Genomic DNA, 21911 nt, shown 5'->3' with positions numbered 1-21911 from the left:
CCTTAGAAATAGCCTTGACGTTTTTTGTCTTCCATCGAGCCTGCGCCATCGTGGTCGATGACACGGCCCTGGCGCTCGGAAGTTCGCGTCAGGAGCATTTCCTGAATGATGTCCGTCAGGCTTTCGGCCTCGGACTCCACCGCGCCCGTCAACGGGTAGCAGCCAAGGGTACGGAAACGCACTTTCTTTTTGACGATGCGCGCTTTGTCTTCGTCGGACAGGTGCTCAAGGATGCGCTCGTCGTCGATCATGATCAGCGTGCCGTTCTTCTCGATCACTTCACGCTCGGCGGCAAAGTACAGCGGCACGATCGGGATGCCTTCGAGGTAGATGTACTGCCAGATGTCCAGCTCGGTCCAGTTCGACAACGGGAACACGCGAATGGATTCGCCCTTGTTGACCTTGCCGTTGTAGACGTTCCACAGCTCCGGACGCTGGTTTTTCGGATCCCAGCGGTGCTTGCTGTCGCGGAACGAGTACACGCGCTCTTTGGCACGGGATTTCTCTTCATCGCGACGGGCGCCGCCGAATGCTGCGTCGAAACCATGCTTGTCGAGTGCCTGCTTGAGGCCCTCGGTTTTCATGATGTCGGTGTGCTTGGCGCTACCGTGGGTGAACGGGTTGATGTTCTGCGCCACGCCGTCCGGGTTGATGTGAGTGATGAGGTCCAGGCCCAGTTCTTCGACCATCTTGTCGCGGAACTTGTACATCTCCTGGAATTTCCACCGGGTGTCGACGTGCATCACCGGAAACGGCAGTTTGCCCGGGAAGAACGCCTTGCGTGCCAGGTGCAGCATCACGGCGGAGTCTTTACCGATGGAGTACAGCATCACCGGGTTGTCGAACTCGGCGGCCACCTCGCGGATGATGTGGATGCTTTCCGCCTCCAGCTGTTTCAGATGCGTCAGTTTGTCGACCATGGCTACTCACGAAAGCTTTCTTATGAACGGCCAGCGGGCCGTGTTCGAGCGGGGAATCCTAGCACAGCGACCTCTTCTAATCAGGAAGCCAACTAGATCGAAAGGGTATATGAATATGCCCACTCGTTTGGGCACCCACCCCCTGTAGGAGTGAGCCTGCTCGCGATAGCAGTGTGTCAGTCACTGCTATGTTGAATGTGACAAAGCTATCGCGAGCAGGCTCACTCCTACCGGGGGATGCGCTGTGAATCAGATCGGATTCGGGCAGTCGATGAAGATGTGTTCGACGGCGAAACGCTTCGCCAGGTAATCACCGAGCGCCTGCACGCCATAACGTTCGGTGGCATGGTGGCCGGCGGCAATGAAGCTGATGTTGTTTTCCCGGGCACTGTGGAAGGTTTGCTCGGAGGCCTCGCCGCTGATGAACAGATCAACGCCGGCAGCGATGGCGTTATCGATGTAGCCCTGACCACCACCGGTGCACCAGCCGACCCGGCGAATCATGCCGCTGCCTTCGATCAGCAGCGGTTCGCGCCCCATGCGTTCTTGCACTCGACGGGCAAAATCACGGGCGTTCACCGGCTCGTCCAGCGACCCCACCAGCCCGACGATTTTCAGATTATCCGGGTCCAGCGGGCCTTCGACGGTGATGTCCAGTTGACGCGCCAGTTGCACGTTGTTGCCGACGTCCGGGTGCAGGTCCAGCGGCAAGTGGTAGGCGAGCAGGCTGATGTCGTGCTTGAGCAGGGTCTTGAGGCGACGCTGCTTCATGCCGGTGATGCACGGGTTCTCGCCTTTCCAGAAATAACCGTGGTGCACCAGCACCAGATCGGCCTCGGCTTCGACAGCAGCATCGAGCAACGCCTGACTGGCGGTGACGCCACTGACGATGCGCATCACCTGCGGTCGGCCCTCGACCTGCAAGCCGTTGGGGCAATAATCGGCAATTTTTGCAGCGCCAAGATAGCGGTCGGCTTCTTCGACGAGGGTGCTGAGGGCAACGGCCATGAAAGACTCCTAAATATCCCGTTCAGAGGCACGCGCGGCCTCGTATAATGCGCGACATTATGGGCGGTCTGACCCCGCCTGCAACTTTTCCAGGACGTGCTTAATGCTCAAGGCGCTGCGTTTTATGGGTTGGCCGCTGTTGGCCGGCGTGCTTATCGCTCTGTTGATTATTCAGCGTTACCCGCAGTGGGTCGGGCTGCCGAGCCTCGACGTCAACCTGCAACAGGCTCCGCAAACCACCAGCGTGCAGCAGGGGCCGGTGTCCTATGCGGACGCAGTGACCATCGCCGCGCCGTCGGTGGTTAACCTGTACACCACCAAAGTCATCAACAAACCGGCGCATCCGCTGTTTGAAGATCCGCAGTTCCGCCGCTTCTTCGGTGACAACTCGCCGAAGCAAAAGCGCATGGAATCGAGCCTCGGCTCCGGCGTGATCATGAGCCCGGAAGGCTACATCCTCACCAACAACCACGTGACCAGCGGTGCCGACCAAATCGTTGTGGCGCTGAAGGATGGCCGTGAAACCCTCGCCCGGGTGATCGGCAGTGACCCGGAAACCGACCTCGCGGTCTTGAAGATCGACCTGAAAAACCTGCCGGCCATCACCGTCGGCCGCTCCGACAACATTCGCATCGGCGACGTCGCGCTGGCCATCGGCAACCCGTTCGGCGTTGGCCAGACCGTGACCATGGGCATCATCAGTGCCACCGGGCGTAATCAGTTGGGCCTGAACAACTACGAAGATTTCATCCAGACCGACGCAGCGATCAACCCGGGCAACTCCGGCGGCGCGCTGGTCGATGCCAACGGCAACCTCACCGGCATCAACACGGCAATTTTCTCCAAGTCCGGCGGCTCGCAAGGTATCGGCTTCGCCATCCCGGTGAAACTGGCGATGGAAGTGATGAAGTCGATCATCGAGCACGGCCAGGTGATTCGTGGCTGGCTGGGGATCGAAGTGCAACCGCTGACCCAGGAATTGGCCGAGTCGTTTGGCTTGTCCGGACGTCCGGGGATTGTCGTCGCCGGGATCTTCCGCGACGGCCCGGCGCAGAAGGCCGGCCTGCAATTGGGCGACGTGATTCTGAGCATTGATGGCGAACCGGCCGGTGATGGTCGCCGTTCGATGAACCAGGTCGCGCGGATCAAACCGACTGACAAAGTGACAATTCAGGTGATGCGTAACGGCAAGGAGCTGAAACTCACCGCTGAAATCGGCCTGCGTCCACCGCCGGCGCCAGTGCAGGAAAAAGAAGAGTAAAACTTTTTTCGCGCCGACAGCGCGGATAAAAGACATTCTCAACAGGCATGTTATATTGTTTCAATTTTGATAATTGGAACAACATAACATGTCGTCTCGAACAAAGGCTTCCTTGCTGGGCCTTAGCCTCGGTTTGCTGGTCGATCCAGCCTGCGCTGAAGAACCCAAACCCCTCGAACTCGACGCCATCAGCGTCATCTCCGACTACGAATCCCCGACCGGACCGGTCAAAGGCTACCGCGCCACCCGCTCCTCCAGCGCGACCAAAACCGACACGGCGATTCGCGATATCCCGCAAGCGATCAGCGTGGTGCCCGCCAGCGTGCTCAAGGATCTGGGCAGTACCAGCGTCGAGCGCGCACTGGACTTTGCCGGTGGCGTGTCGAAGCAAAACAACTTTGGCGGCCTCACCCTCTACGAATACAGCGTGCGCGGCTTCACCACGTCGGAGTTCTACAAGGACGGCTTCAGCGCCAATCGCGGTTATCCGAGCACGCCTGACGCGGCCAACATCGAACGTATCGAAGTGCTCAAAGGCCCGGCGGCCAGCCTTTATGGTCGAGGCGATCCCGGCGGCACAGTGAACATCGTCACCAAGAAACCGCAGCCCGAAGCCTTCACCACCCTGCAAACCAGCGCCGGCAGTTGGGACCGCTACCGCACCGCCCTGGATGTCAACACGCCGCTGGATGATCAGGGCAATGTGCTCTCGCGGATCAACCTCGCGGTCGAAGACAACAACAGCTTTCGCGATCACGTCGACAGCCAGCGCCTCTTCGTCGCACCCTCGATCAGTTGGCAATTGAACCCGGACACGTCGCTGTTGATTGAGAGCGAAATCGTCCGGCACAGCTCCACCTTCGATCGTGGCATCGTTGCGCCGAACAACAAGTGGAGCGGCGTCTCGCGCTCGACTTTCCTCGGCGAACCCAACGACGGCAACATCGACAACCACAACAACTTGCTGCAGGCGACCCTCGAACATCACCTCAATGACAGCTGGAAACTGCGTCTGGCCAGCCATTACAAAGAAGGCAAACTCTGGGGCGACGCCTCCGAATCTCGCCCGTTGAATGCCGACGGTCACACCGTCAACCGCCGCTATCGCGAACGCGATACCAACTGGCACGACAGCATCACCCAACTGGAATTGCGCGGCCTCTTCGACCTCGGCCCGTGGCAACACGAACTGCTGATCGGCAGCGAATACGAAAACTTCCGCAAGAACGAGCGCGTCACCACCATTGCCGGTGGCCCTTACGCCATCGACATCTACAAACCGATCTACGGCCAGCCGAAACCCAGTGGCGCTCGCTCAGGCACGGACTTCTTCGAACACGTCGAAAGCCACGCCTTGAACCTGCAGGATCAAATCGTCTTCAGCGATAAATTACGCGGGATGATCGGTGCGCGTTTCGAGCATTTCGACCAGCGCATCGACGACCACAGCCGTAACGCCAAGAGCAGCCAGCGTCATGACGCGCTCACCCAACGCGCCGGTCTGCTCTATCAACTGACGCCGAACACCGGCCTGTTCGCCAACGCCTCGACCTCGTTCAAACCGAACAACGGCCTCGACGCCTCCGGCAAATCCTTCGCCCCCGAAGAAGGCGTCGGCTACGAAGTCGGCATCAAGAACGAACTGTTCGACGAACGCCTGAGCAGCACCCTCGCCTTCTTCCACATCGACAAGGAAAACGTCCTCGCCCTCGACCCGGCCACTGACACCAGCCGTGCGATGGGCAAGGCGCGCAGTCGCGGTTTCGATTGGCAAGTGACCGGGCAAGTGACCGATGCGCTGCGGGTGATCGGCGCCTTCGCTTACATCGACGCCGAAGTGACCAAGGGCGACGCGAAGATTCCCACCGGCAGCCGCATCCTCGGTGTGGCCAAACGCAGTGGCAGTCTGCTCGGTGTTTATGAGTTTCAGGATGGTCATTTGCGCGGCTCGGACGTCGGCGCGGCGTTCACTTATATCGGTGACCGCTCGGGGGAGTCCGGCAGCGATTTCGAATTGCCGGCCTACCGGACCGTCGACCTGCTCGCCCATTACAAGGCCAGCGACAACGTCACCGTCGGGCTGAACCTGAACAACGTCTTCGACGAGAAGTATTACGAGCGCTCCTACAGCAATTACTGGGTCAACCCCGGTGAGCCGCGCAACTTCACTGTCAGCCTGACCCTCAACCTGTAAAAGGAAGCCCCCATGCAATACGGCAAAACCCTCGTGCTTATCGCCGCGCTGTTCGCCGGCCAAGTCTCGGCCCACGGCCTGTGGACCGAACAACGACGCGGCAATATCGAAGTGATCTACGGCCATGGCGCTGAAGACAACGCGTTCAAGGCGCAGAAGATCAGTGGTGCCTGGGCATATGACGCGGGCGGCAAGATGATTCCGGTCAGCGTCGAGCGCCTGGCGGATCACGCACGGCTAAAACCATTGAAGTCGCCTGCGGTTATGGCCGTGGCATTGAATAACGGCATGTGGTCGCAAACCGCCGACAAGAAGTGGATCAACGAAGGACGCAGCAAAGTCCCCGGCGCTGTCGAGGCGACGGAGACGTTCAAATACAGCCTGGCGATTTATCAGCCGGGCGCAAAGTTGCCGAAACTGGATCAGATCAAATTGCTGATTCTGCCGGAGGTTGATCCGCTGACCGTTGGGCCGGGGAATTCATTGCCGGTGCGGGTGTTGCTCGATGGCAAACCGGCGGCGGGGGTGAAACTGATTGGCGATTATCGCAGTTCGCCGAACACCTTGAGCACCGAGACTGACAAGGATGGGCGTGCGCAAGTGCTGGTGCGTAATGAAGGGTTGAATGTGATTGCGGCGCAGGTTGAGGTACCGGTGAAGGGCAGCACTGATGTGGACAGTCGTGGGTTGTTCAGCTCACTGACGTTCCTTGGCGAGCCGCATCACGAGTAAGCGGAGTCACCCACCTATTCCGTCAAAACACCTCGATATCTCAGATCGGTGTAGATACTGAAAAGCCCCTCAATCGATCCCCTCTATATTGGGTAGAGGGTAAGGGGCTTTTTACATTTACCGTTTACCGCTCCGAATTATGAATCCAAGTAAAAAAACTCAACTCTGGCTTGATTCATTAGAAGCAAGAATCCTCCGACATATTCCAAATCATGCTAAAAACCTGTCATTTATATCAGTAGGCATGCGCCAACTCATAAAAATAAACTAACGACTGAAAAAACGAATAGAGCTCTCTGCCCTCTCAAACAGAATCATTAACGAAAAAAGGATAACGTTATGAAGTCATCTAAAACAAGCAACGGCACCGGAACGTTGGAAGCAAGATCACCTGAAGGGCTGACTATTATAGGAAAACAAATCCAGTTTACCTTCTCGATTACTGGCAACGACGAACATTCGGGTGTGACGCTGGTTTTCCCTCCTGCTCTTGAAGATGGTACTCATATCTTCGACTATCCTGCGGACTTGGATAACGGGAATGTCGCACATTTTTGGTCCTACCAACTCCCGGGACAAGATACCCGCTACCCAAGCTTTGGCACGGCATCCATCGTGATTGGAACAGTCAACGGCTTAAAATCTGTAAATGGATCTTTTTTATTTCTTGATGGTGATAAAGCTGTCATGTTAAACGGAAATTTTAATGTCAAACAAATAAGCAAATAAACCATTCAAACAGCAGTAAAAACCAACCTGTACTGATCGTTCCCACACGCAGTATGGGAACGATCAACTTACAAAGTTATAAATCACCCAACCCATCGATCAGCGCCTGATTCTGCTCCGGCGTACCAATCGAAATCCGCAGGAACTGTGCAATCCGCTCCTGCTTGAAGTGCCGCACGATCACGCCCTGCTCGCGCAGTTTCGCCGCCAGCCCTGCCGCATCGTGTTGCGGGTGACGGGCAAAGATGAAGTTGGCTGCCGACGGCAGCACTTCAAAACCTTTGGCCTGCAACTGCGCAATCACCCACTCGCGACTCTCGATGACCAATCGGCAAGTCTTGTCGAAGTACTCGCGATCCTCGAATGCCGCCGCCGCGCCGACATTCGCCAGACGATCCAGTGGATAGGAGTTGAAGCTGTTCTTGATCCGCTCCAGCGCCTCGATCAGATCCGGATGCCCAACCGCCAGACCGACCCGCAGGCCGGCCAGCGAACGCGACTTGGACAGGGTCTGCGTCACCAACAGGTTTGGATAACGATCCACCAGACTGATCGCCGTCTCTCCGCCGAAGTCGATGTAAGCCTCGTCCACGACCACCACCGAATCCGCGCTGGCCTTGAGGATTTGCTCGACCGCGTCCAGCGCCAACAGGCAACCGGTCGGGGCGTTCGGGTTAGGGAAAATGATCCCGCCGTTCGGCTTGGCGTAGTCCGCCGGGTTGATCCGGAATTGCGCATCCAGCGGCACGGCGTCGAACTTGATGCCATACAACCCGCAATAGACCGGGTAGAAGCTGTAGCTGATGTCCGGGAACAGAATCCGCTGCTCGTGCTGCAACAGACCGTGGAAGATGTGCGCAAGCACTTCGTCCGAGCCGTTGCCGAGGAATACCTGATTGCTCTGCACGCCGTAATACTTGGCGACGGCGTTTTTCAGCAGATCGCTGTTCGGATCCGGGTACAGGCGCAGGTTGTCATTGAGTTCGGTCTGCATCGCCGCCAAGGCTTTTGGCGATGGGCCATACGGGTTTTCGTTGGTGTTGAGCTTGACCAACTTGGTCAGCTTCGGCTGTTCGCCCGGCACATAAGGCACCAGATCCTTGACGAACGGGCTCCAGAATTTACTCATGCTCATTCCCCCTGCCCTTGAAGAAAGTCGTCGTCTTTTATGCGGTATTCGGCGCTGCGGGCGTGCGCGCTGAGCGATTCGCCACGGGCCAGTACCGATGCAGTTTTACCCAGCTCGGAAGCACCTGCTTCGGAGCAGAAGATGATCGACGAACGTTTCTGGAAGTCGTACACGCCCAGCGGCGAAGAGAACCGCGCAGTGCCGGAAGTCGGCAATACGTGGTTCGGGCCTGCGCAGTAATCGCCCAGCGCTTCGGAGGTGTGACGGCCCATGAAGATCGCGCCGGCGTGACGGATCTGTGGCAACCACGCTTGCGGGTCGGCGACCGACAACTCCAGGTGCTCCGGGGCGATACGGTTGGCGACTTCGATGGCTTGCGCCATGTCGCGCACGTGAATCAGCGCGCCGCGACCATTGATCGAGGTTTCGATGATGGTCGCGCGGTCCATGGTCGGCAGCAGTTTGTCGATGCTGGCGGCGACCTTGTCGAGGAACTCGGCGTCAGGGCTGACCAGAATCGCCTGGGCGTCTTCGTCGTGCTCGGCTTGCGAGAACAGATCCATGGCGATCCAGTCCGGGTCGGTCTGGCCGTCGCAGACCACAAGGATTTCCGAAGGGCCGGCGATCATGTCGATGCCGACCTGACCAAATACGTGACGTTTGGCCGTCGCGACATAAATGTTGCCCGGGCCAACGACCTTGTCCACTTGCGGCACGCTTTCGGTGCCATAAGCCAGAGCAGCAACCGCTTGCGCGCCACCGATGGTGAACACCCGGTCAACACCAGCGATGCACGCGGCCGCCAGCACCAGTTCGTTGATTTCACCGCGCGGGGTCGGCACGACCATGACCACTTCGGTCACGCCGGCAACCTTGGCCGGAATCGCGTTCATCAACACCGACGACGGGTACGACGCCTTGCCGCCCGGCACGTACAGGCCGGCGCGATCCAGTGGCGTGACCTTCTGGCCGAGCACAGTGCCGTCGGCTTCGGTGTAGCTCCACGAGTCCTGTTTCTGTTTTTCGTGATAGCTGCGCACACGGGCGGCGGCTTTTTCCAGCGCTTCGCGCTGCGCCACGGTGATGCGAGTCAGGGCCAGCTCCAGGCGCTCGCGCGGCAGGATCAGGTCGGCCATCGAGGCGACTTCGAGGCCGTCGAACTTCTGAGTGAACTCGACCAGCGCCGCGTCACCGCGCTCGCGCACAGCCTTGATGATGTCCAGCACGCGCTGATTGACCGAGTCGTCAGACACACTTTCCCAGCTCAGCAGATGATCCAGATGATGCGCGAAATCCGGGTCAGCAGCGTTGAGTCGGCGAATTGCAGTCGGTGCGGTCATAGCGAGAGCCTCATAGGAATGGCAAAAAACTCAGGCGCCCGAAACTATCATTCGATCCGCTTGGGCACCTGAGAATTCTGGCTATGAGGCGGATAGACGGCGCGACCTGGGGTCGCGCAGGTAGATCAGCCGCGGTGTCGCGATTCCACTGCGTTGCGCAGGGTATCGATCAACGCCTGGATTCGGGCGTGTTGCATTTTCATCGAAGCCTTGTTGACCACCAGGCGCGAGCTGATCGTAGCGATCAGTTCCTGAGGTTCCAGGCCGTTGGCGCGCAGGGTGTTGCCGGTGTCGACCACGTCGATGATCTTGTCCGCCAGACCGATCAGCGGCGCCAGCTCCATCGAGCCATAGAGCTTGATGATGTCGACCTGACGGCCCTGTTCGGCGTAGTAACGCTTGGCAACGTTGACGAACTTGGTCGCCACGCGCAGACGGCCCTTGGGCTCGGCGGCGCCGATCTTGCCGGCGGTCATCAGTTTGCACTGAGCGATCTGCAGATCCAGTGGCTCGTACAGGCCCTGGCCGGTGTATTCCATCAGCACATCTTTACCGGCAACGCCGAGGTCGGCCGCGCCATGCTCGACATAGGTCGGCACGTCGGTGGCGCGCACGATCAGCAGGCGTACGTCGTCCTGCGTCGTGGGGATGATCAGCTTGCGGCTCTTGTCCGGATTCTCGGTCGGCACGATGCCCGCTTCAGCGAGAAGCGGCAGCGTGTCGTCAAGGATACGGCCCTTGGACAGTGCGATGGTCAACATGGGAAACGTCAGTCCTTATCAAGGTACTCATGTCCGGTCGCAATCGGCGCCGGACACACATCGAGGTTTTCACGGATGAAAACCTCGATTCGAAACGAATTCAGTGGACACGTCCCTGTGTCCCGATGCAGCGATCAGCCCGGAACGCGACGGATCTTGGCGCCCAGCATCTGCAGTTTTTCTTCGATGCACTCGTAACCACGGTCGATGTGGTAGATGCGGTCGATCAGGGTATCGCCTTCGGCAACCAGTGCCGAGATCACCAGGCTGGCCGACGCCCGCAGGTCGGTCGCCATCACAGGCGCGCCCTTCAGCACTTCAGTACCGGTAACGATGGCGGTGTTGCCTTCGACCTGGATCTTGGCGCCCATGCGGTGCAGTTCATAAACGTGCATGAAACGGTTTTCGAAGATCGTCTCGATCACGGCACCAGTGCCTTCGGCAATGGCGTTGAGCGAGATGAACTGCGCCTGCATGTCGGTCGGGAACGCCGGGTACGGCGCGGTGCGCACGTTGACCGCTTTCGGGCGCTTGCCGTGCATGTTCAGCTCGATCCAGTCTTCACCGCAGGTGATTTCTGCGCCGGACTCACGAAGCTTTTCCAGAACCGCTTCAAGGATGGTCGGATCGGTGTCCTTGACCTTGACGCGACCACCGGTGACCGCAGCAGCCACCAGGTAGGTGCCGGTTTCGATACGGTCAGGCATGACTTTGTAGAAGCACGAACCCAGACGCTCGACGCCATCAATGGTGATGGTGTCGGTGCCAGCGCCGGAAACCTTGGCGCCCATGGCGTTGAGGAAGTTCGCCAGGTCAACCACTTCAGGCTCGCGCGCGGCGTTCTGCAGCACGCTGCGGCCCTTGGCCAGAGCAGCGGCCATCATGATGTTTTCGGTACCGGTCACGCTGACGGTATCGAAGAAGAATTGTGCACCGCGCAGGCCGCCTTCAGGCGCCTTGGCCTTGATGTAGCCGCCTTCGACGTCGATCACTGCGCCCATGGCTTCGAGACCGCGAATGTGCAGGTCGACCGGACGCGAACCGATGGCGCAACCGCCAGGCAGCGCGACTTCGGCTTCACCGAAACGGGCAACCATCGGGCCCAGTACCAGAATCGAGGCACGCATGGTTTTCACCAGTTCGTACGGCGCGATCAGGGTCTTGATGGTGCGTGGGTCGATTTCGACGCTGAGCTTCTCGTCAATCACCGGCTCAATGCCCATGCGCCCGAACAGCTCGATCATGGTGGTGATGTCGTGCAGGTGCGGCAGGTTGCCGACCGTCACCGGGCCATCGCACAGCAGGGTGGCGGCCAGGATCGGCAGGGCAGAGTTCTTTGCCCCGGAAATGCGGATCTCGCCATCAAGACGAGCGCCACCAGTAATAATCAATTTATCCATAAGAATCTCGACGCCCTTAGGCTCAGGTGCGCTCGGCCCAGGCCGCGCTGCTGAAAAATTTCATAGTGACCGCATGGATGCTGCCATCGGTGATCCATGGGTTCAAATGGGCATAGATCTGCTGCTGACGCTTCACCGGGCTCAACGCCGCCAGTTCATCGCTAATCACGTTCAGCTGGAAATTGCAGCCTTCGCCCTCAACTTCTACCAACGTTCCGGGCAGCTTTCCTTCAAGGAAGCTCTTCACTTCTACGGCCTGCATGCTCAACCTCAATCGGCGCCCTGTGCGCACGGGTCGGACATCATACAAAAAAGCCCCGCGCCTGCGAACCCCGCATTGGCAGGACTCTGACGGGGGGCTTCTTTATCGATGCGGGTTCAGGGTTGCGCCAACAGCTCGGTCAGTTCGCTGACCTGAGCGATTTCGCGCATGTCTTCGGGCATCGCCCGGATGCTGACCGCTTTGCCGGCGGCTTGTGCATCACGGATGAAGCACAGCAGCAACGACAAACCGACGCTGCTGGACTTCTTCACTGCCGAGCAATCAATGACCAGCGAAGCAGCCTTGCTCGACTTGATCAGCGCCTGACCTTCCTTGCGCAGGTCAGGGCCGGTGCGGTAGTCCAGCACTCCGCTGAGCAATAGCTCGTCGACATCACTCATACGAACTGCCGCCTCATTCATTGCGCTGGCTTCTCGGCAGCTTGCTCGGTGGTTTGCTTGGCCTTGGCCACTTCACCTGCCCAGTTGTTGATGGTCTTGTCCAGATCATTGCCGTTGCGCTGCATCGCGTCGGCGAACTGATCACGGAACAGCTTGCCGATGTTGATGCCGTTGATGATCACGTTGCGCAGTTTCCACTCGCCGTTGATCTTCTCCAGCGTGTATTGCACAGGATAGATCGCGCCGTTGCTGCCCTTGACGGTCATGCCAACGCTGGTGCGGTCACCCGACTCATCCTTGGCAGGATCGACGGTAATGCCCTGGTTGTTGTATTCGAGCAAGGCGTTGCCGTAGAACTGAAACAGGCCTTTCTTGAAGTTTTCCTCGAAGGTCCGCATCTGCGCCGGCGTAGCCTTGCGCGAATACTTGACCGTCATGATGCTTTTGGAAATACCTTCGGCATCCACCACCGGGCCGACGATGGTGTTCAACGCCGTATAGAAATCCTGCGGATCCTGCTTGTACTTCTCTTTATTGGCCTGCAGATCGGAAAGCATCCGGTTCGTGGTGTCCTGAACCAGATCGTGCGCCGACTGTGCCGCCACAGCGGTACCCATCAGTGGCAGTGTCGCGAGTAACACCAACAGGCCACGTCGCAAGGTAGAGATCATTCAAAAGCTCCTCATTTGGCGTCTTTGCTAACGGTATTGAGCAGGAATTTACCGATCAGGTCTTCCAGTACCAGAGACGACTGCGTGTCGTGGATGGTTCCACCATCCTTCAGACGGGTGTCCTCCCCTCCCACGCTGATACCGATGTATTTCTCGCCCAGCAGACCCGCAGTCAGGATAGATGCTGTGGAGTCGGTCGGCAGATTGTCGACCTTCTTGTCCACTTGCAAGGTCACCCGACCGGTGAAGCTGTCGCGATCCAGATCGATTGCGGTGACCTTGCCGATGGTCACACCGGCCATGGTCACTTTGGCTCTGACCGTCAAACCGGCGATATTGTCGAAGTAGGCATAAAGTTTATAGGTGTCGGTGGTCGAAGTCGGAGACAGGCCACTGACCCGCAAAGCAAGCAGCAACAAAGCCAGGATCCCTGCCAGCAGGAACAGGCCGACACCGATTTCCAGGGTGCGGTTTTGCATCAGAAATCTCCAAACATCAAAGCGGTCAGAATAAAGTCCAGGCCCAGCACTGCCAGCGAGGCAAACACTACGGTCTTGGTGGTGGCGCGACTGATGCCCTCGGAAGTGGGCTCACAGTCATAGCCTTGAAATACGGCGATCCAGGTCACTACGAAGGCAAACACGATACTTTTGATGACGCCGTTGAGCACGTCACTGGTGAAGTTCACGCTGTTTTGCATGTTCGCCCAGTACGAGCCTTCATACACGCCCAGCCAGTCGACAGCCACCCACGAGCCGCCCCAGATACCCACCACGCTGAAAATCATCGCCAGCACCGGCAGGGAAATGAAACCGGCCCACAGACGCGGGGCAATAATGTATTTGAGCGGGTCGACACCGATCATTTCCAGGCTGGAAAGCTGTTCGGTGGACTTCATGTTGCCGATTTCTGCGGTCAGTGCCGATCCGGCGCGCCCGGCGAACAGCAGTGCGGTCACCACCGGGCCGAGTTCACGCAACAGCGTCAGTGCAACCATCTGCCCCACTGCCTGCTCCGAACCATAGCTCGACAGAATGCTGAAGCCCTGCAGCGCCAGCACCATGCCGATGAAAATACCGGAGACCACGATGATCACCAGCGACATCACGCCGACCGAATGCAGTTGTTTGACCAGCAAACCGAAACCGCCGCTGATCCCGCCACGCCCCAACAAGGCGTGAAACAGGAATAGCGTTGCTCGACCGAACACCGCAATGGCGTCGATCGCCGCTTCGCCGAAACGGCGCACGCGTTCTATTAATGAAATTCTGCGCATCAGCGCTTCCCCAGAAGATCTGCGCGGTAATCCGTCGCTGGAAAATGGTACGGCACCGGGCCATCGGGATTGCCGGTCATGAACTGACGAATACGCGGTTCATCCGAGTTCATCAATTCATCCGGCGTGCCCTGCCCCAGCACCTGACCATCACCCACTACATAGATGTAGTCGGCGATGCTCGCGGTTTCGGCCAGATCGTGGGACACCACGATGCTGGTGATCCCCAACGCATCGTTAAGCAGACGGATCAGTCGCACCAGCACGCCCATGGCAATCGGATCCTGACCGACGAACGGTTCGTCGTACATGAGAATCTGCGGATCGAGCGCAATCGCCCGTGCCAGCGCCACGCGGCGTTTCATGCCGCCGGACAGTTCATCGGGCATCAGCTCGATAGCGCCGCGCAGACCGACCGCCTGCAATTTCAGCAGAACGATGTCGCGGATCATTTCTTCGGGCAATTGGGTATGAACGCGCAGGGGAAAAGCGACGTTCTCGAACACATCGAGATCGGTGAACAGTGCGCCGCTCTGAAACAGCACACCCATGTGCTTGCGCGCATCGAACAGATCGCTGCGCGACAGCGCAGGCAGATTCTGACCGTTGACCCAGACTTCGCCACTGGACGGACGCAACTGTGCGCCCATCAACCGTAACAGCGTGGTCTTGCCACACCCGGAAGGCCCCATGATGCCGGTGACCTTGCCGCGCGGGATGCGAATATCGACGTTATTGAAAATGCTGCGCGCACCGCGCTTGAAGGAGACTCCCTTCAGCTCGACCGCGTAGGCGTTATCGGCACTCATCTAAACTCCTTGCGATGCAACCTCTCACTCGGACGCCTGGCTTTACTTAAAAAGCACGTACATCCCGGGCAGGCCGAACTGGCGGCGAACTATATCACTGCAAAGGCCAAGCGCCCAAGGCTTGTACCGGCCCGTGTTCGGCGATATGACAGGTCTGGCGGCTGTTTCCCCGGGTTTTGGTAACGAGTAATGACAAAGCACGACGAACTTGCGTGAGGCTTTCCAACATAACCGCTATAATCGCCGCCTTTTCATCGGGCTATACGATTTCTGACATGAGCCAATCCAGCGACCTGATCCAATCGGCACAACGCACCATCCGCCTCGAAGTGGAAGCCGTACAAGGCTTGTTGCCCCATATCGACGCCGATTTCGTACGCGCTTGCGAGATGATTCTGGCCAGCAAGGGCCGTGTTGTGGTGGTCGGCATGGGCAAATCCGGGCACGTCGGTAACAAGATTGCCGCGACGCTGGCCAGCACCGGCACCCCGGCATTTTTCGTACACCCGGCCGAAGCCAGTCATGGCGACATGGGCATGATCACTCGCGATGACGTGATCCTCGCGCTGTCGAATTCCGGCTCGACCAACGAAATCGTCACCCTGCTGCCGCTGATCAAGCGACTGGGCATCCAGTTGATCAGCGTGACCGGCAACCCGGCCTCGCCGCTGGCCAAGGCCGCCGAAGTCAACCTCAACGTACACGTCGAGCATGAAGCCTGCCCGCTGAACCTGGCCCCGACCTCCTCCACCACTGCCGCACTGGTCATGGGCGATGCCCTGGCTGTGGCATTGCTGGAAGCGCGCGGTTTCACCGCCGAAGACTTCGCCTTCTCCCACCCGGGTGGCGCCCTCGGCCGTCGTCTGCTGCTGAAGGTGGAAAACGTCATGCACGCCGGGCAGGAATTGCCGCAAGTGCAGCGCGGCACGCTGCTCAAGGACGCGCTGATGGAAATGACCCGCAAGGGTCTGGGCATGACCGTAATCCTTGAAGCCGACGGCAAACTGGCCGGGATCTTCACCGACGGCGATTTGCGCCGCACCCTGGATCGCAGCATCGACATTCGCAGCGCCACCATCGACCAGGTCATGACCGCCCACGGCAAGACCGCCCGGCCGGAGATGCTCGCCGCCGAAGCCCTGAAAATCATGGAAGACCACCGAATCAACGCACTGGTCGTTGTCGATGAGGAAGATCGCCCGGTCGGCGCGTTCAACCTCTCCGATCTGCTGCGCGCAGGAGTGATGTAAATGAGCACCGATCTGCTGCAACGCGGCAAAGCCATCAAACTGGCAGTTTTCGATGTCGACGGCGTCCTCACTGACGGACGTCTGTATTTCCTTGAAGACGGCAGTGAATTCAAGACATTCAATACGCTCGACGGCCAAGGCATCAAAATGCTGATGAACGCCGGCGTACAGACCGCCATCATCAGCGGACGCAAAACCCCCGTGGTCGAGCGCCGGGCGAAAAACCTGGGCATCCCGCACCTGTTTCAGGGGCGCGAAGACAAATTGGTGGTTCTGGACGGTCTACTTGAACAACTGGGCCTAAGCTATGAACAGGTCGCCTACCTCGGTGACGATCTGCCCGACCTGCCGGTGATTCGCCGCGTGGGACTGGGCATGGCCGTTGCCAACGCTGCCGATTTCGTCCGCGAACACGCTCACGGCGTGACTCGGGCCCGTGGCGGCGAAGGTGCCGCCCGCGAATTCTGCGAATTGATCCTGCGCGCCCAGGGCCGCCTTGATGCGGCCAACGCCGCGTACCTGTGAGCCAAACCATGTTTAGCAAAAAATTTCGCAACTTCCTGCTGTTCGGCTGCATCGCGGCGATATTCGCTGCGGTAGGCTACTGGAACATCAGCCCGGAACGCTTCCTCGACAAGCCTCCGGTCACGTCCGTCGAAACCCCTATCGACTGGTATGCAACCAATACGCATACCCTGCAATACCTGCCGGACGGCAAAGTGCAATATGAAATGACCTCCGACAAGGCCGAGCACGTCAAGGCGACCGACATCACGCTGGTCACCAAGCCTGACCTGAACATGTACCGCGGGACGGAATTTCCGTGGCATGTGACCAGTGAGCGCGGCGAAGTGAATTCGGGCGGCACCCAGGTCGAATTGATCGATTCGGTACGCATCAAGCGCACCGATGAGCAAAACCGCGATTTGCTGGTTACCTCCACGCGCATGACCGTGTTCCCGCAGGAACAATATGCGCAGACCGAGCAACCCGTTAGAATCGACGGCGCTGGCGGTGTATCGACTGGCGTGGGAATGAAAGCGTATCTGAAGGAAAGCAGGATACACCTGCTATCGAACGTAAGAGGACAGTATGAGGCTCGTTAAAACCCTCCCTATTTTGCTCAGTCTGGGCGCAGCACTGGGAAGCGTGAGCGCCTGGGCTCTGCCGAACGATCAGCAACAGCCGATCCGCATCCAGGCCGACGACGCCCAACTGGACGACAAGAATGGCATTGCCACTTATAAAGGCGACGTCATCATCACTCAGGGCTCGATGAAGGTTACCGGCAACACCGTGACCATCACTCGCACGCCGACCGGTGACATCGACGTGGTGACCTCGGTGGGCAACCTCGCCTACTTCGAACAACTGCAGACCGCTGGCGACACCAAGCCTGTTCAGGGCTGGGGCGTGACGATTCAGTACCACGCCGCGCAAAACCGCGTTGTGCTGATCGACAAGGCCAAGGTTGTCGACAAGGACAACAACACGACTCAAGGCGAGAAAATCGTCTATGACACCGTGAAGAAACTCGCCAGCGCCGGTCGCGCTACCGGCAGCAAGGTCACCGAGTCGCGTCCGCGCATCGACATGGTGATCCAGCCGAAGAAGAAAACCGACGAGAAAACCCAGTAATGGCAACTCTGAAAGCTCAGCACCTGGCCAAGGCCTATAAAAGCCGCCAGGTCGTGCGTGACGTCAGCCTGTCGATCGACAGCGGCCAGATCGTCGGCCTGCTCGGCCCGAACGGCGCCGGCAAGACCACCTGCTTCTATATGATAGTCGGCCTGGTACAGGCCGATCAGGGTCGTGTGCTGATCGACGATCTGGACGTCAGCCACCAGCCAATGCATGGCCGCGCCAAGGCCGGTATCGGCTATCTGCCGCAAGAAGCATCGATCTTCCGCAAACTGTCGGTGGCCGACAACATCATGGCCATCCTCGAGACCCGTCAGGAGCTCGACAAGGCCGGCCGTCGCAAAGAGCTGGAAAGCCTGCTGCAGGAATTCCACATCAGCCACATCCGCGACAACCTCGGCATGAGCCTGTCGGGTGGTGAACGCCGCCGGGTGGAAATCGCCCGCGCTCTGGCGACTGCGCCAAAATTCATCCTGCTCGACGAACCGTTCGCCGGTGTCGACCCGATTTCGGTCGGCGACATCAAGCAGATCATCCACCATCTCAAGGCCAAGGGCATCGGTGTACTGATCACCGACCACAACGTGCGTGAGACGCTGGACATCTGCGAAACCGCCTACATCGTCAACGACGGTCAACTGATCGCCGAGGGTGACTCCGCGACCATCCTGGCCAACGATCTGGTCAAGGAAGTGTATCTGGGCCACGAATTCCGCCTGTAAGCGCAAAGTGCCCGGTGAGCCGCCCGGGTGCTGTATCGATTCAAGCAGGATTTAATACGCTTTAATTGTTACAGCGCTCTAGGCAAACACTTCAGTTTCAGGCATATAATTTGCTTAAGTTTGGCGCTCCGGCGCCCTGTAGTGGATGGCGCATAGCGCCGGCGAATAAGGTGTTAAGCCCCTGCCATGAAACCATCGCTAGTCTTGAGAATGGGCCAGCAGCTGACGATGACACCGCAGCTGCAACAGGCCATCCGCCTGCTCCAATTGTCGACCCTGGATCTGCAACAGGAAATCCAGGAGGCCCTGGAATCCAATCCGATGCTCGAACGCCAGGAAGAAGGCGACGACTTCGACAACTCCGATCCCCTGGCCGACAACGCCGAACAGAAGCCCAACACCGAGATCCAGGAACCCTCCTATCAGGAAACCGCCCCAACGGTGGATAACCTTGAGGACGGCGACTGGAGCGAGCGTATCCCCAACGAGCTTCCGGTCGATACGGCCTGGGAGGACGTTTACCAGACCAGTGCCAGCAGCCTGCCAACCAGCGATGACGACGAGTGGGATTTCACCACCCGCACCTCCGCTGGCGAAAGTCTGCAAAGTCACCTGCTGTGGCAATTGAACCTCGCACCGATGTCCGACACCGATCGACTGATCGCCGTGACCCTGATCGATTGCATCAACAATCAGGGCTACCTGGACGAAACCCTCGAGGAGATTCTTGAAGCGTTCGATCCGGAACTGGACATCGAACTGGACGAGATCGAAGCCGTCCTGCACCGCATCCAGCAATTCGAACCGGCAGGCATTGGCGCCCGCAACCTCAGTGAATGCCTGCTGCTGCAACTGCGTCAGCTCTCGGCCAAGACCCCTTGGCTGGCCGAAGCGAAGCGCCTGGTCACCGACTACATCGACTTGCTCGGCAGCCGTGATTACAGCCAATTGATGCGCCGCATGAAGCTCAAGGAAGACGAGCTGCGTCAGGTCATCGAACTGGTGCAGAGCCTCAACCCGCGTCCAGGCTCGCAGATCGAATCCACTGAAGCCGAGTATGTCGTCCCGGACGTCATCGTGCGCAAGGACAACGAGCGCTGGCTGGTCGAGCTGAATCAGGAGTCAGTGCCACGCCTGCGGGTAAACGCCCAGTACGCCGGTTTCGTGCGTCGCGCCGATACCAGTGCCGACAACACTTTCATGCGCAATCAGTTGCAGGAAGCTCGCTGGTTCATCAAAAGCCTGCAAAGCCGCAACGAAACCCTGATGAAAGTGGCCACCCAGATCGTCGAGCATCAGCGCGGCTTCCTGGAATACGGCGACGAAGCCATGAAGCCGCTGGTCCTGCATGACATCGCTGAAGCGGTCGGCATGCATGAATCGACGATTTCCCGGGTGACCACACAGAAATTCATGCATACCCCGCGTGGTATTTATGAACTGAAATACTTTTTCTCCAGCCACGTCAGCACCTCCGAAGGCGGTGAATGCTCGTCCACGGCGATCCGCGCGATCATCAAAAAACTGGTTGCGGCGGAAAATCAGAAAAAGCCGTTGAGTGACAGCAAGATCGCTGGTTTACTGGAGGCACAAGGCATTCAGGTGGCTCGCCGCACCGTCGCCAAGTACCGCGAGTCCTTAGGGATCGCGCCTTCGAGCGAACGCAAGCGGTTGATGTAAGCCACGTTACAGCGTTCCAGTGGCAGGCTATCCAGCCTGCCGCTTTATGCACTGGCAACGAAGGAGAAGCTGTATGCAAGTCAACATCAGTGGACACCAACTGGAAGTGACCCAACCTCTGCGTTCCTACATCGAGGAAAAACTCCAACGACTGGAACGACATTTCGACAAGATCACCAACGTGCAAGTCACGATGTGCGTCGAAAAGCTGAAGCAGAAAATCGAAGCCACCTTGCATATACCCGGCAGCGAAGTGGTCGCCAATGCGGAACATACCGATATGTACGCGGCGATCGACGCCTTGACCGACAAGCTGGATAAACAACTCAAAAAGCATAAGGAAAAGACCCAGAGCCTGCTACAGGGCGCCACCGGTCGATAACCCCCCATTCCATGATCCGACTTGAAAGTATCCTGACCCCCGGCCGTTCCCTGGTGAACGTGCCGGGCGGCAGTAAAAAGAAAGCCCTCGAACAAATTGCCAACCTGATCGCCCGCGAAGTGCCGGATCTGGAGATGCAAGATGTCTTCGAGGCCCTGATCGCCCGTGAGAAACTCGGCTCTACCGGTTTCGGCAACGGCATCGCCATTCCTCACTGCCGCCTCAAGGGTTGCCAGTCGCCAATCAGCGCCTTGATGCACCTTGAAGCCCCTATCGATTTCGATGCCATCGACGGCGCCCCGGTTGACCTGCTGTTCGTTCTGCTGGTCCCGGAAGCGGCTACCGATGCCCATCTGGAGTTGCTGCGCCAGATCGCCAGCATGCTCGATCGAAAGGACGTGCGCGATAAGCTGCGCAGCGCTCCGAGCAACGAAGCCTTGTACCAGGTCGTACTGGACGAGCAAAACGGGCAGTAATCATGCGCTTGATCATCGTCAGTGGCCGTTCCGGCTCGGGTAAAAGTACCGCCCTGGATGTCCTTGAGGACAACGGTTACTACTGCATCGACAATCTGCCGGCTGGCCTGCTGCCAGAACTGGCCGAACGGGCGCTGATTCACACCGAACTGGCGCAGCCGCTGGTGGCCGTGTCTATCGATGCGCGTAACCTGCCGAGCCATCTGACCCGTTTTCCGGAACTGCTGGAAGATGTCCGCAGCAAACACATCCAGTGCGATGTCTTGTATCTGGATGCCGACGAGGAGACCCTGCTCAAGCGTTTTTCCGAAACCCGCCGTCGCCATCCACTGAGCAACGCCAACCGCTCGCTGGCCGAGGCGATTCAGGATGAAACCGCCCTGCTCGGCCCTATCGCCGACCTCGCTGACCTGAAAATCAACACCACCCATCTGAACCTGTACCAGTTGCGCGACACCATCAAGCTGCGTTTGCTGAATCAGCCGGAGCCGGGCACCGCGTTCCTGGTCGAGTCATTCGGCTTCAAGCGCGGCATGCCGGTGGATGCGGACCTGGTGTTCGATGTGCGCTGCCTGCCCAATCCTTACTGGAAACCTGAGTTGCGTGCACAATCGGGTCTCGATGCGCCGGTGGCCGAGTATCTGGCAGCACAGCCCGAGGTGGAGGAAATGTTCCAGGACATCTTCACTTATCTGCACAAATGGTTGCCACGCTTCGCCGCGAGTAACCGCGCCTACGTCACCATTGCCATTGGCTGTACCGGCGGGCATCACCGCTCCGTCTACCTGACCGAACGCTTGGGTCAGGCCCTGCAGAAAACCCTGAAGAATGTCCAGGTTCGCCACCGCGACCTCACTTAAAGGATTC

General features: G+C 58.6%; 25 protein-coding genes. 13 read left to right on the top strand and 12 right to left on the bottom strand.

All coding sequences use genetic code 11. The features are described 5' to 3' along the window. Positions 1-2 precede the first annotated feature (2 nt). Both cysD and KI231_RS04630 read right to left on the bottom strand, forming a co-directional pair. On the bottom strand, positions 3-920 hold the full coding sequence (gene cysD / locus KI231_RS04635) for a sulfate adenylyltransferase subunit CysD (RefSeq protein WP_007912374.1): 918 nt from the start codon (positions 918-920) through the stop codon (positions 3-5). A gap of 249 nt (positions 921-1169) precedes the next feature. Then, positions 1170-1928, bottom strand: coding sequence for a Nif3-like dinuclear metal center hexameric protein (locus KI231_RS04630; RefSeq protein ID WP_213027564.1), 759 nt, complete (start codon positions 1926-1928; stop codon positions 1170-1172). Between the two features lie 103 nt (positions 1929-2031). On the opposite strand from KI231_RS04630, the gene algW reads away from it, so the two are divergent. The 4 genes from algW (at position 2032) to KI231_RS04610 (ending at position 6844) form a co-directional block, all read left to right on the top strand. Continuing rightward, positions 2032-3189, top strand: a complete 1158-nt coding sequence (algW, locus tag KI231_RS04625; protein ID WP_103303105.1) for a Do family serine endopeptidase AlgW — start codon at positions 2032-2034, stop codon at positions 3187-3189. 88 nt (positions 3190-3277) lie between these two features. Next, complete coding sequence (locus KI231_RS04620) at positions 3278-5383, top strand: TonB-dependent siderophore receptor (protein ID WP_213027563.1); 2106 nt, start codon at positions 3278-3280, stop codon at positions 5381-5383. A gap of 12 nt (positions 5384-5395) precedes the next feature. After that, positions 5396-6115, top strand: coding sequence for a DUF4198 domain-containing protein (locus KI231_RS04615; protein ID WP_213027562.1), 720 nt, complete (start codon positions 5396-5398; stop codon positions 6113-6115). A 339-nt stretch (positions 6116-6454) separates the two neighbouring features. After that, positions 6455-6844, top strand: a complete 390-nt coding sequence (locus tag KI231_RS04610; RefSeq protein ID WP_213027561.1) for a hypothetical protein — start codon at positions 6455-6457, stop codon at positions 6842-6844. 76 nt (positions 6845-6920) lie between these two features. On the opposite strand, the gene hisC is transcribed toward KI231_RS04610, so the two are convergent. From hisC to KI231_RS04560, 10 genes are all read right to left on the bottom strand, one after another. Continuing rightward, the gene (hisC, locus tag KI231_RS04605; RefSeq protein WP_213027560.1) at positions 6921-7973 is read right to left on the bottom strand and encodes a histidinol-phosphate transaminase; all 1053 of its coding nucleotides are present in this window, start codon (positions 7971-7973) and stop codon (positions 6921-6923) included. A gap of 2 nt (positions 7974-7975) precedes the next feature. Beyond that, positions 7976-9313 carry a histidinol dehydrogenase gene (gene hisD, locus KI231_RS04600; protein WP_103303109.1) on the bottom strand — a complete coding sequence of 446 codons (1338 nt, stop codon included), beginning with the start codon at positions 9311-9313 and terminating at the stop codon, positions 7976-7978. Positions 9314-9438: 125 nt separating this feature from the next. Then, positions 9439-10074, bottom strand: a complete 636-nt coding sequence (gene hisG, locus KI231_RS04595; protein WP_007967226.1) for an ATP phosphoribosyltransferase — start codon at positions 10072-10074, stop codon at positions 9439-9441. A 134-nt stretch (positions 10075-10208) separates the two neighbouring features. Continuing rightward, the gene (murA, locus tag KI231_RS04590; protein ID WP_103303110.1) at positions 10209-11474 is read right to left on the bottom strand and encodes a UDP-N-acetylglucosamine 1-carboxyvinyltransferase; all 1266 of its coding nucleotides are present in this window, start codon (positions 11472-11474) and stop codon (positions 10209-10211) included. Between the two features lie 22 nt (positions 11475-11496). Then, the gene (locus KI231_RS04585) at positions 11497-11736 is read right to left on the bottom strand and encodes a BolA family protein (RefSeq protein WP_007912386.1); all 240 of its coding nucleotides are present in this window, start codon (positions 11734-11736) and stop codon (positions 11497-11499) included. Between the two features lie 116 nt (positions 11737-11852). Continuing rightward, positions 11853-12158: an STAS domain-containing protein gene (locus KI231_RS04580; protein ID WP_103303111.1), complete on the bottom strand. Its 306-nt coding sequence runs from the start codon at positions 12156-12158 to the stop codon at positions 11853-11855. Then, entirely contained in the window at positions 12155-12808 is a 654-nt protein-coding gene (locus tag KI231_RS04575; protein ID WP_103303112.1) for an MlaC/ttg2D family ABC transporter substrate-binding protein, read from the bottom strand. Before KI231_RS04575 ends, KI231_RS04580 begins: the two co-directional genes overlap by 4 nt. A gap of 11 nt (positions 12809-12819) precedes the next feature. Further along, positions 12820-13287, bottom strand: a complete 468-nt coding sequence (gene mlaD, locus KI231_RS04570) for an outer membrane lipid asymmetry maintenance protein MlaD (protein ID WP_007967220.1) — start codon at positions 13285-13287, stop codon at positions 12820-12822. After that, positions 13287-14084, bottom strand: a complete 798-nt coding sequence (gene mlaE / locus KI231_RS04565) for a lipid asymmetry maintenance ABC transporter permease subunit MlaE (protein ID WP_103303113.1) — start codon at positions 14082-14084, stop codon at positions 13287-13289. Before mlaE ends, mlaD begins: the two co-directional genes overlap by 1 nt. Continuing rightward, positions 14084-14893, bottom strand: a complete 810-nt coding sequence (locus tag KI231_RS04560; protein ID WP_103303114.1) for an ATP-binding cassette domain-containing protein — start codon at positions 14891-14893, stop codon at positions 14084-14086. Before KI231_RS04560 ends, mlaE begins: the two co-directional genes overlap by 1 nt. 275 nt (positions 14894-15168) lie before the next feature. Between KI231_RS04560 and KI231_RS04555 the strand changes: the two genes are divergently transcribed. From KI231_RS04555 to rapZ, 9 genes are all read left to right on the top strand, one after another. Then, complete coding sequence (locus tag KI231_RS04555) at positions 15169-16143, top strand: KpsF/GutQ family sugar-phosphate isomerase (protein WP_047299779.1); 975 nt, start codon at positions 15169-15171, stop codon at positions 16141-16143. Then, a complete protein-coding gene (locus tag KI231_RS04550; protein ID WP_042557670.1) occupies positions 16144-16668 on the top strand; it encodes a KdsC family phosphatase in 525 nt (174 codons plus the stop codon). Between the two features lie 8 nt (positions 16669-16676). Beyond that, positions 16677-17249, top strand: a complete 573-nt coding sequence (gene lptC / locus KI231_RS04545; RefSeq protein WP_103303116.1) for an LPS export ABC transporter periplasmic protein LptC — start codon at positions 16677-16679, stop codon at positions 17247-17249. Beyond that, on the top strand, positions 17236-17781 hold the full coding sequence (gene lptA, locus KI231_RS04540) for a lipopolysaccharide transport periplasmic protein LptA (RefSeq protein WP_103303117.1): 546 nt from the start codon (positions 17236-17238) through the stop codon (positions 17779-17781). The genes lptC and lptA overlap by 14 nt, the downstream gene beginning before the upstream one ends. Further along, complete coding sequence (gene lptB / locus KI231_RS04535) at positions 17781-18506, top strand: LPS export ABC transporter ATP-binding protein (RefSeq protein ID WP_007953572.1); 726 nt, start codon at positions 17781-17783, stop codon at positions 18504-18506. Before lptA ends, lptB begins: the two co-directional genes overlap by 1 nt. A 186-nt stretch (positions 18507-18692) precedes the next feature. Next, the gene (locus KI231_RS04530; protein ID WP_103303118.1) at positions 18693-20186 is read left to right on the top strand and encodes an RNA polymerase factor sigma-54; all 1494 of its coding nucleotides are present in this window, start codon (positions 18693-18695) and stop codon (positions 20184-20186) included. A 73-nt stretch (positions 20187-20259) separates the two neighbouring features. Next, positions 20260-20568 (top strand): ribosome hibernation-promoting factor, HPF/YfiA family, encoded by a 309-nt coding sequence (hpf, locus tag KI231_RS04525; protein WP_008085073.1) that lies wholly within the window; start codon positions 20260-20262, stop codon positions 20566-20568. An 11-nt stretch (positions 20569-20579) separates the two neighbouring features. Further along, positions 20580-21044: a PTS IIA-like nitrogen regulatory protein PtsN gene (gene ptsN / locus KI231_RS04520; RefSeq protein WP_103303119.1), complete on the top strand. Its 465-nt coding sequence runs from the start codon at positions 20580-20582 to the stop codon at positions 21042-21044. A 2-nt stretch (positions 21045-21046) separates the two neighbouring features. Beyond that, complete coding sequence (gene rapZ, locus KI231_RS04515; protein WP_103303120.1) at positions 21047-21904, top strand: RNase adapter RapZ; 858 nt, start codon at positions 21047-21049, stop codon at positions 21902-21904. The last annotated feature ends 7 nt before the right edge of the window (positions 21905-21911 follow it).

It is taken from the genome of Pseudomonas sp. Seg1, assembly GCF_018326005.1.
Taxonomy (GTDB): domain Bacteria; phylum Pseudomonadota; class Gammaproteobacteria; order Pseudomonadales; family Pseudomonadaceae; genus Aquipseudomonas.
This window is presented reverse-complemented; position numbering and strand designations above follow the sequence as displayed.

Coding starts and splice junctions, on each gene's coding strand:
- cysD (WP_007912374.1), bottom strand. CDS start 920: ATGGTCGACAAACTGACGCATCTGAAACAGCTGGAGGCGGAAAGCATC.
- KI231_RS04580 (WP_103303111.1), bottom strand. CDS start 12,158: ATGAATGAGGCGGCAGTTCGTATGAGTGATGTCGACGAGCTATTGCTC.
- KI231_RS04620 (WP_213027563.1), top strand. CDS start 3,278: ATGTCGTCTCGAACAAAGGCTTCCTTGCTGGGCCTTAGCCTCGGTTTG.
- hisC (WP_213027560.1), bottom strand. CDS start 7,973: ATGAGTAAATTCTGGAGCCCGTTCGTCAAGGATCTGGTGCCTTATGTG.
- KI231_RS04585 (WP_007912386.1), bottom strand. CDS start 11,736: ATGCAGGCCGTAGAAGTGAAGAGCTTCCTTGAAGGAAAGCTGCCCGGA.
- mlaD (WP_007967220.1), bottom strand. CDS start 13,287: ATGCAAAACCGCACCCTGGAAATCGGTGTCGGCCTGTTCCTGCTGGCA.
- KI231_RS04610 (WP_213027561.1), top strand. CDS start 6,455: ATGAAGTCATCTAAAACAAGCAACGGCACCGGAACGTTGGAAGCAAGA.
- KI231_RS04560 (WP_103303114.1), bottom strand. CDS start 14,893: ATGAGTGCCGATAACGCCTACGCGGTCGAGCTGAAGGGAGTCTCCTTC.
- mlaE (WP_103303113.1), bottom strand. CDS start 14,084: ATGCGCAGAATTTCATTAATAGAACGCGTGCGCCGTTTCGGCGAAGCG.
- ptsN (WP_103303119.1), top strand. CDS start 20,580: ATGATCCGACTTGAAAGTATCCTGACCCCCGGCCGTTCCCTGGTGAAC.
- algW (WP_103303105.1), top strand. CDS start 2,032: ATGCTCAAGGCGCTGCGTTTTATGGGTTGGCCGCTGTTGGCCGGCGTG.
- murA (WP_103303110.1), bottom strand. CDS start 11,474: ATGGATAAATTGATTATTACTGGTGGCGCTCGTCTTGATGGCGAGATC.
- lptA (WP_103303117.1), top strand. CDS start 17,236: ATGAGGCTCGTTAAAACCCTCCCTATTTTGCTCAGTCTGGGCGCAGCA.
- KI231_RS04550 (WP_042557670.1), top strand. CDS start 16,144: ATGAGCACCGATCTGCTGCAACGCGGCAAAGCCATCAAACTGGCAGTT.
- hisG (WP_007967226.1), bottom strand. CDS start 10,074: ATGTTGACCATCGCACTGTCCAAGGGCCGTATCCTTGACGACACGCTG.
- rapZ (WP_103303120.1), top strand. CDS start 21,047: ATGCGCTTGATCATCGTCAGTGGCCGTTCCGGCTCGGGTAAAAGTACC.
- KI231_RS04530 (WP_103303118.1), top strand. CDS start 18,693: ATGAAACCATCGCTAGTCTTGAGAATGGGCCAGCAGCTGACGATGACA.
- KI231_RS04575 (WP_103303112.1), bottom strand. CDS start 12,808: ATGATCTCTACCTTGCGACGTGGCCTGTTGGTGTTACTCGCGACACTG.
- KI231_RS04630 (WP_213027564.1), bottom strand. CDS start 1,928: ATGGCCGTTGCCCTCAGCACCCTCGTCGAAGAAGCCGACCGCTATCTT.
- hpf (WP_008085073.1), top strand. CDS start 20,260: ATGCAAGTCAACATCAGTGGACACCAACTGGAAGTGACCCAACCTCTG.
- KI231_RS04615 (WP_213027562.1), top strand. CDS start 5,396: ATGCAATACGGCAAAACCCTCGTGCTTATCGCCGCGCTGTTCGCCGGC.
- hisD (WP_103303109.1), bottom strand. CDS start 9,313: ATGACCGCACCGACTGCAATTCGCCGACTCAACGCTGCTGACCCGGAT.
- lptB (WP_007953572.1), top strand. CDS start 17,781: ATGGCAACTCTGAAAGCTCAGCACCTGGCCAAGGCCTATAAAAGCCGC.
- KI231_RS04555 (WP_047299779.1), top strand. CDS start 15,169: ATGAGCCAATCCAGCGACCTGATCCAATCGGCACAACGCACCATCCGC.
- lptC (WP_103303116.1), top strand. CDS start 16,677: ATGTTTAGCAAAAAATTTCGCAACTTCCTGCTGTTCGGCTGCATCGCG.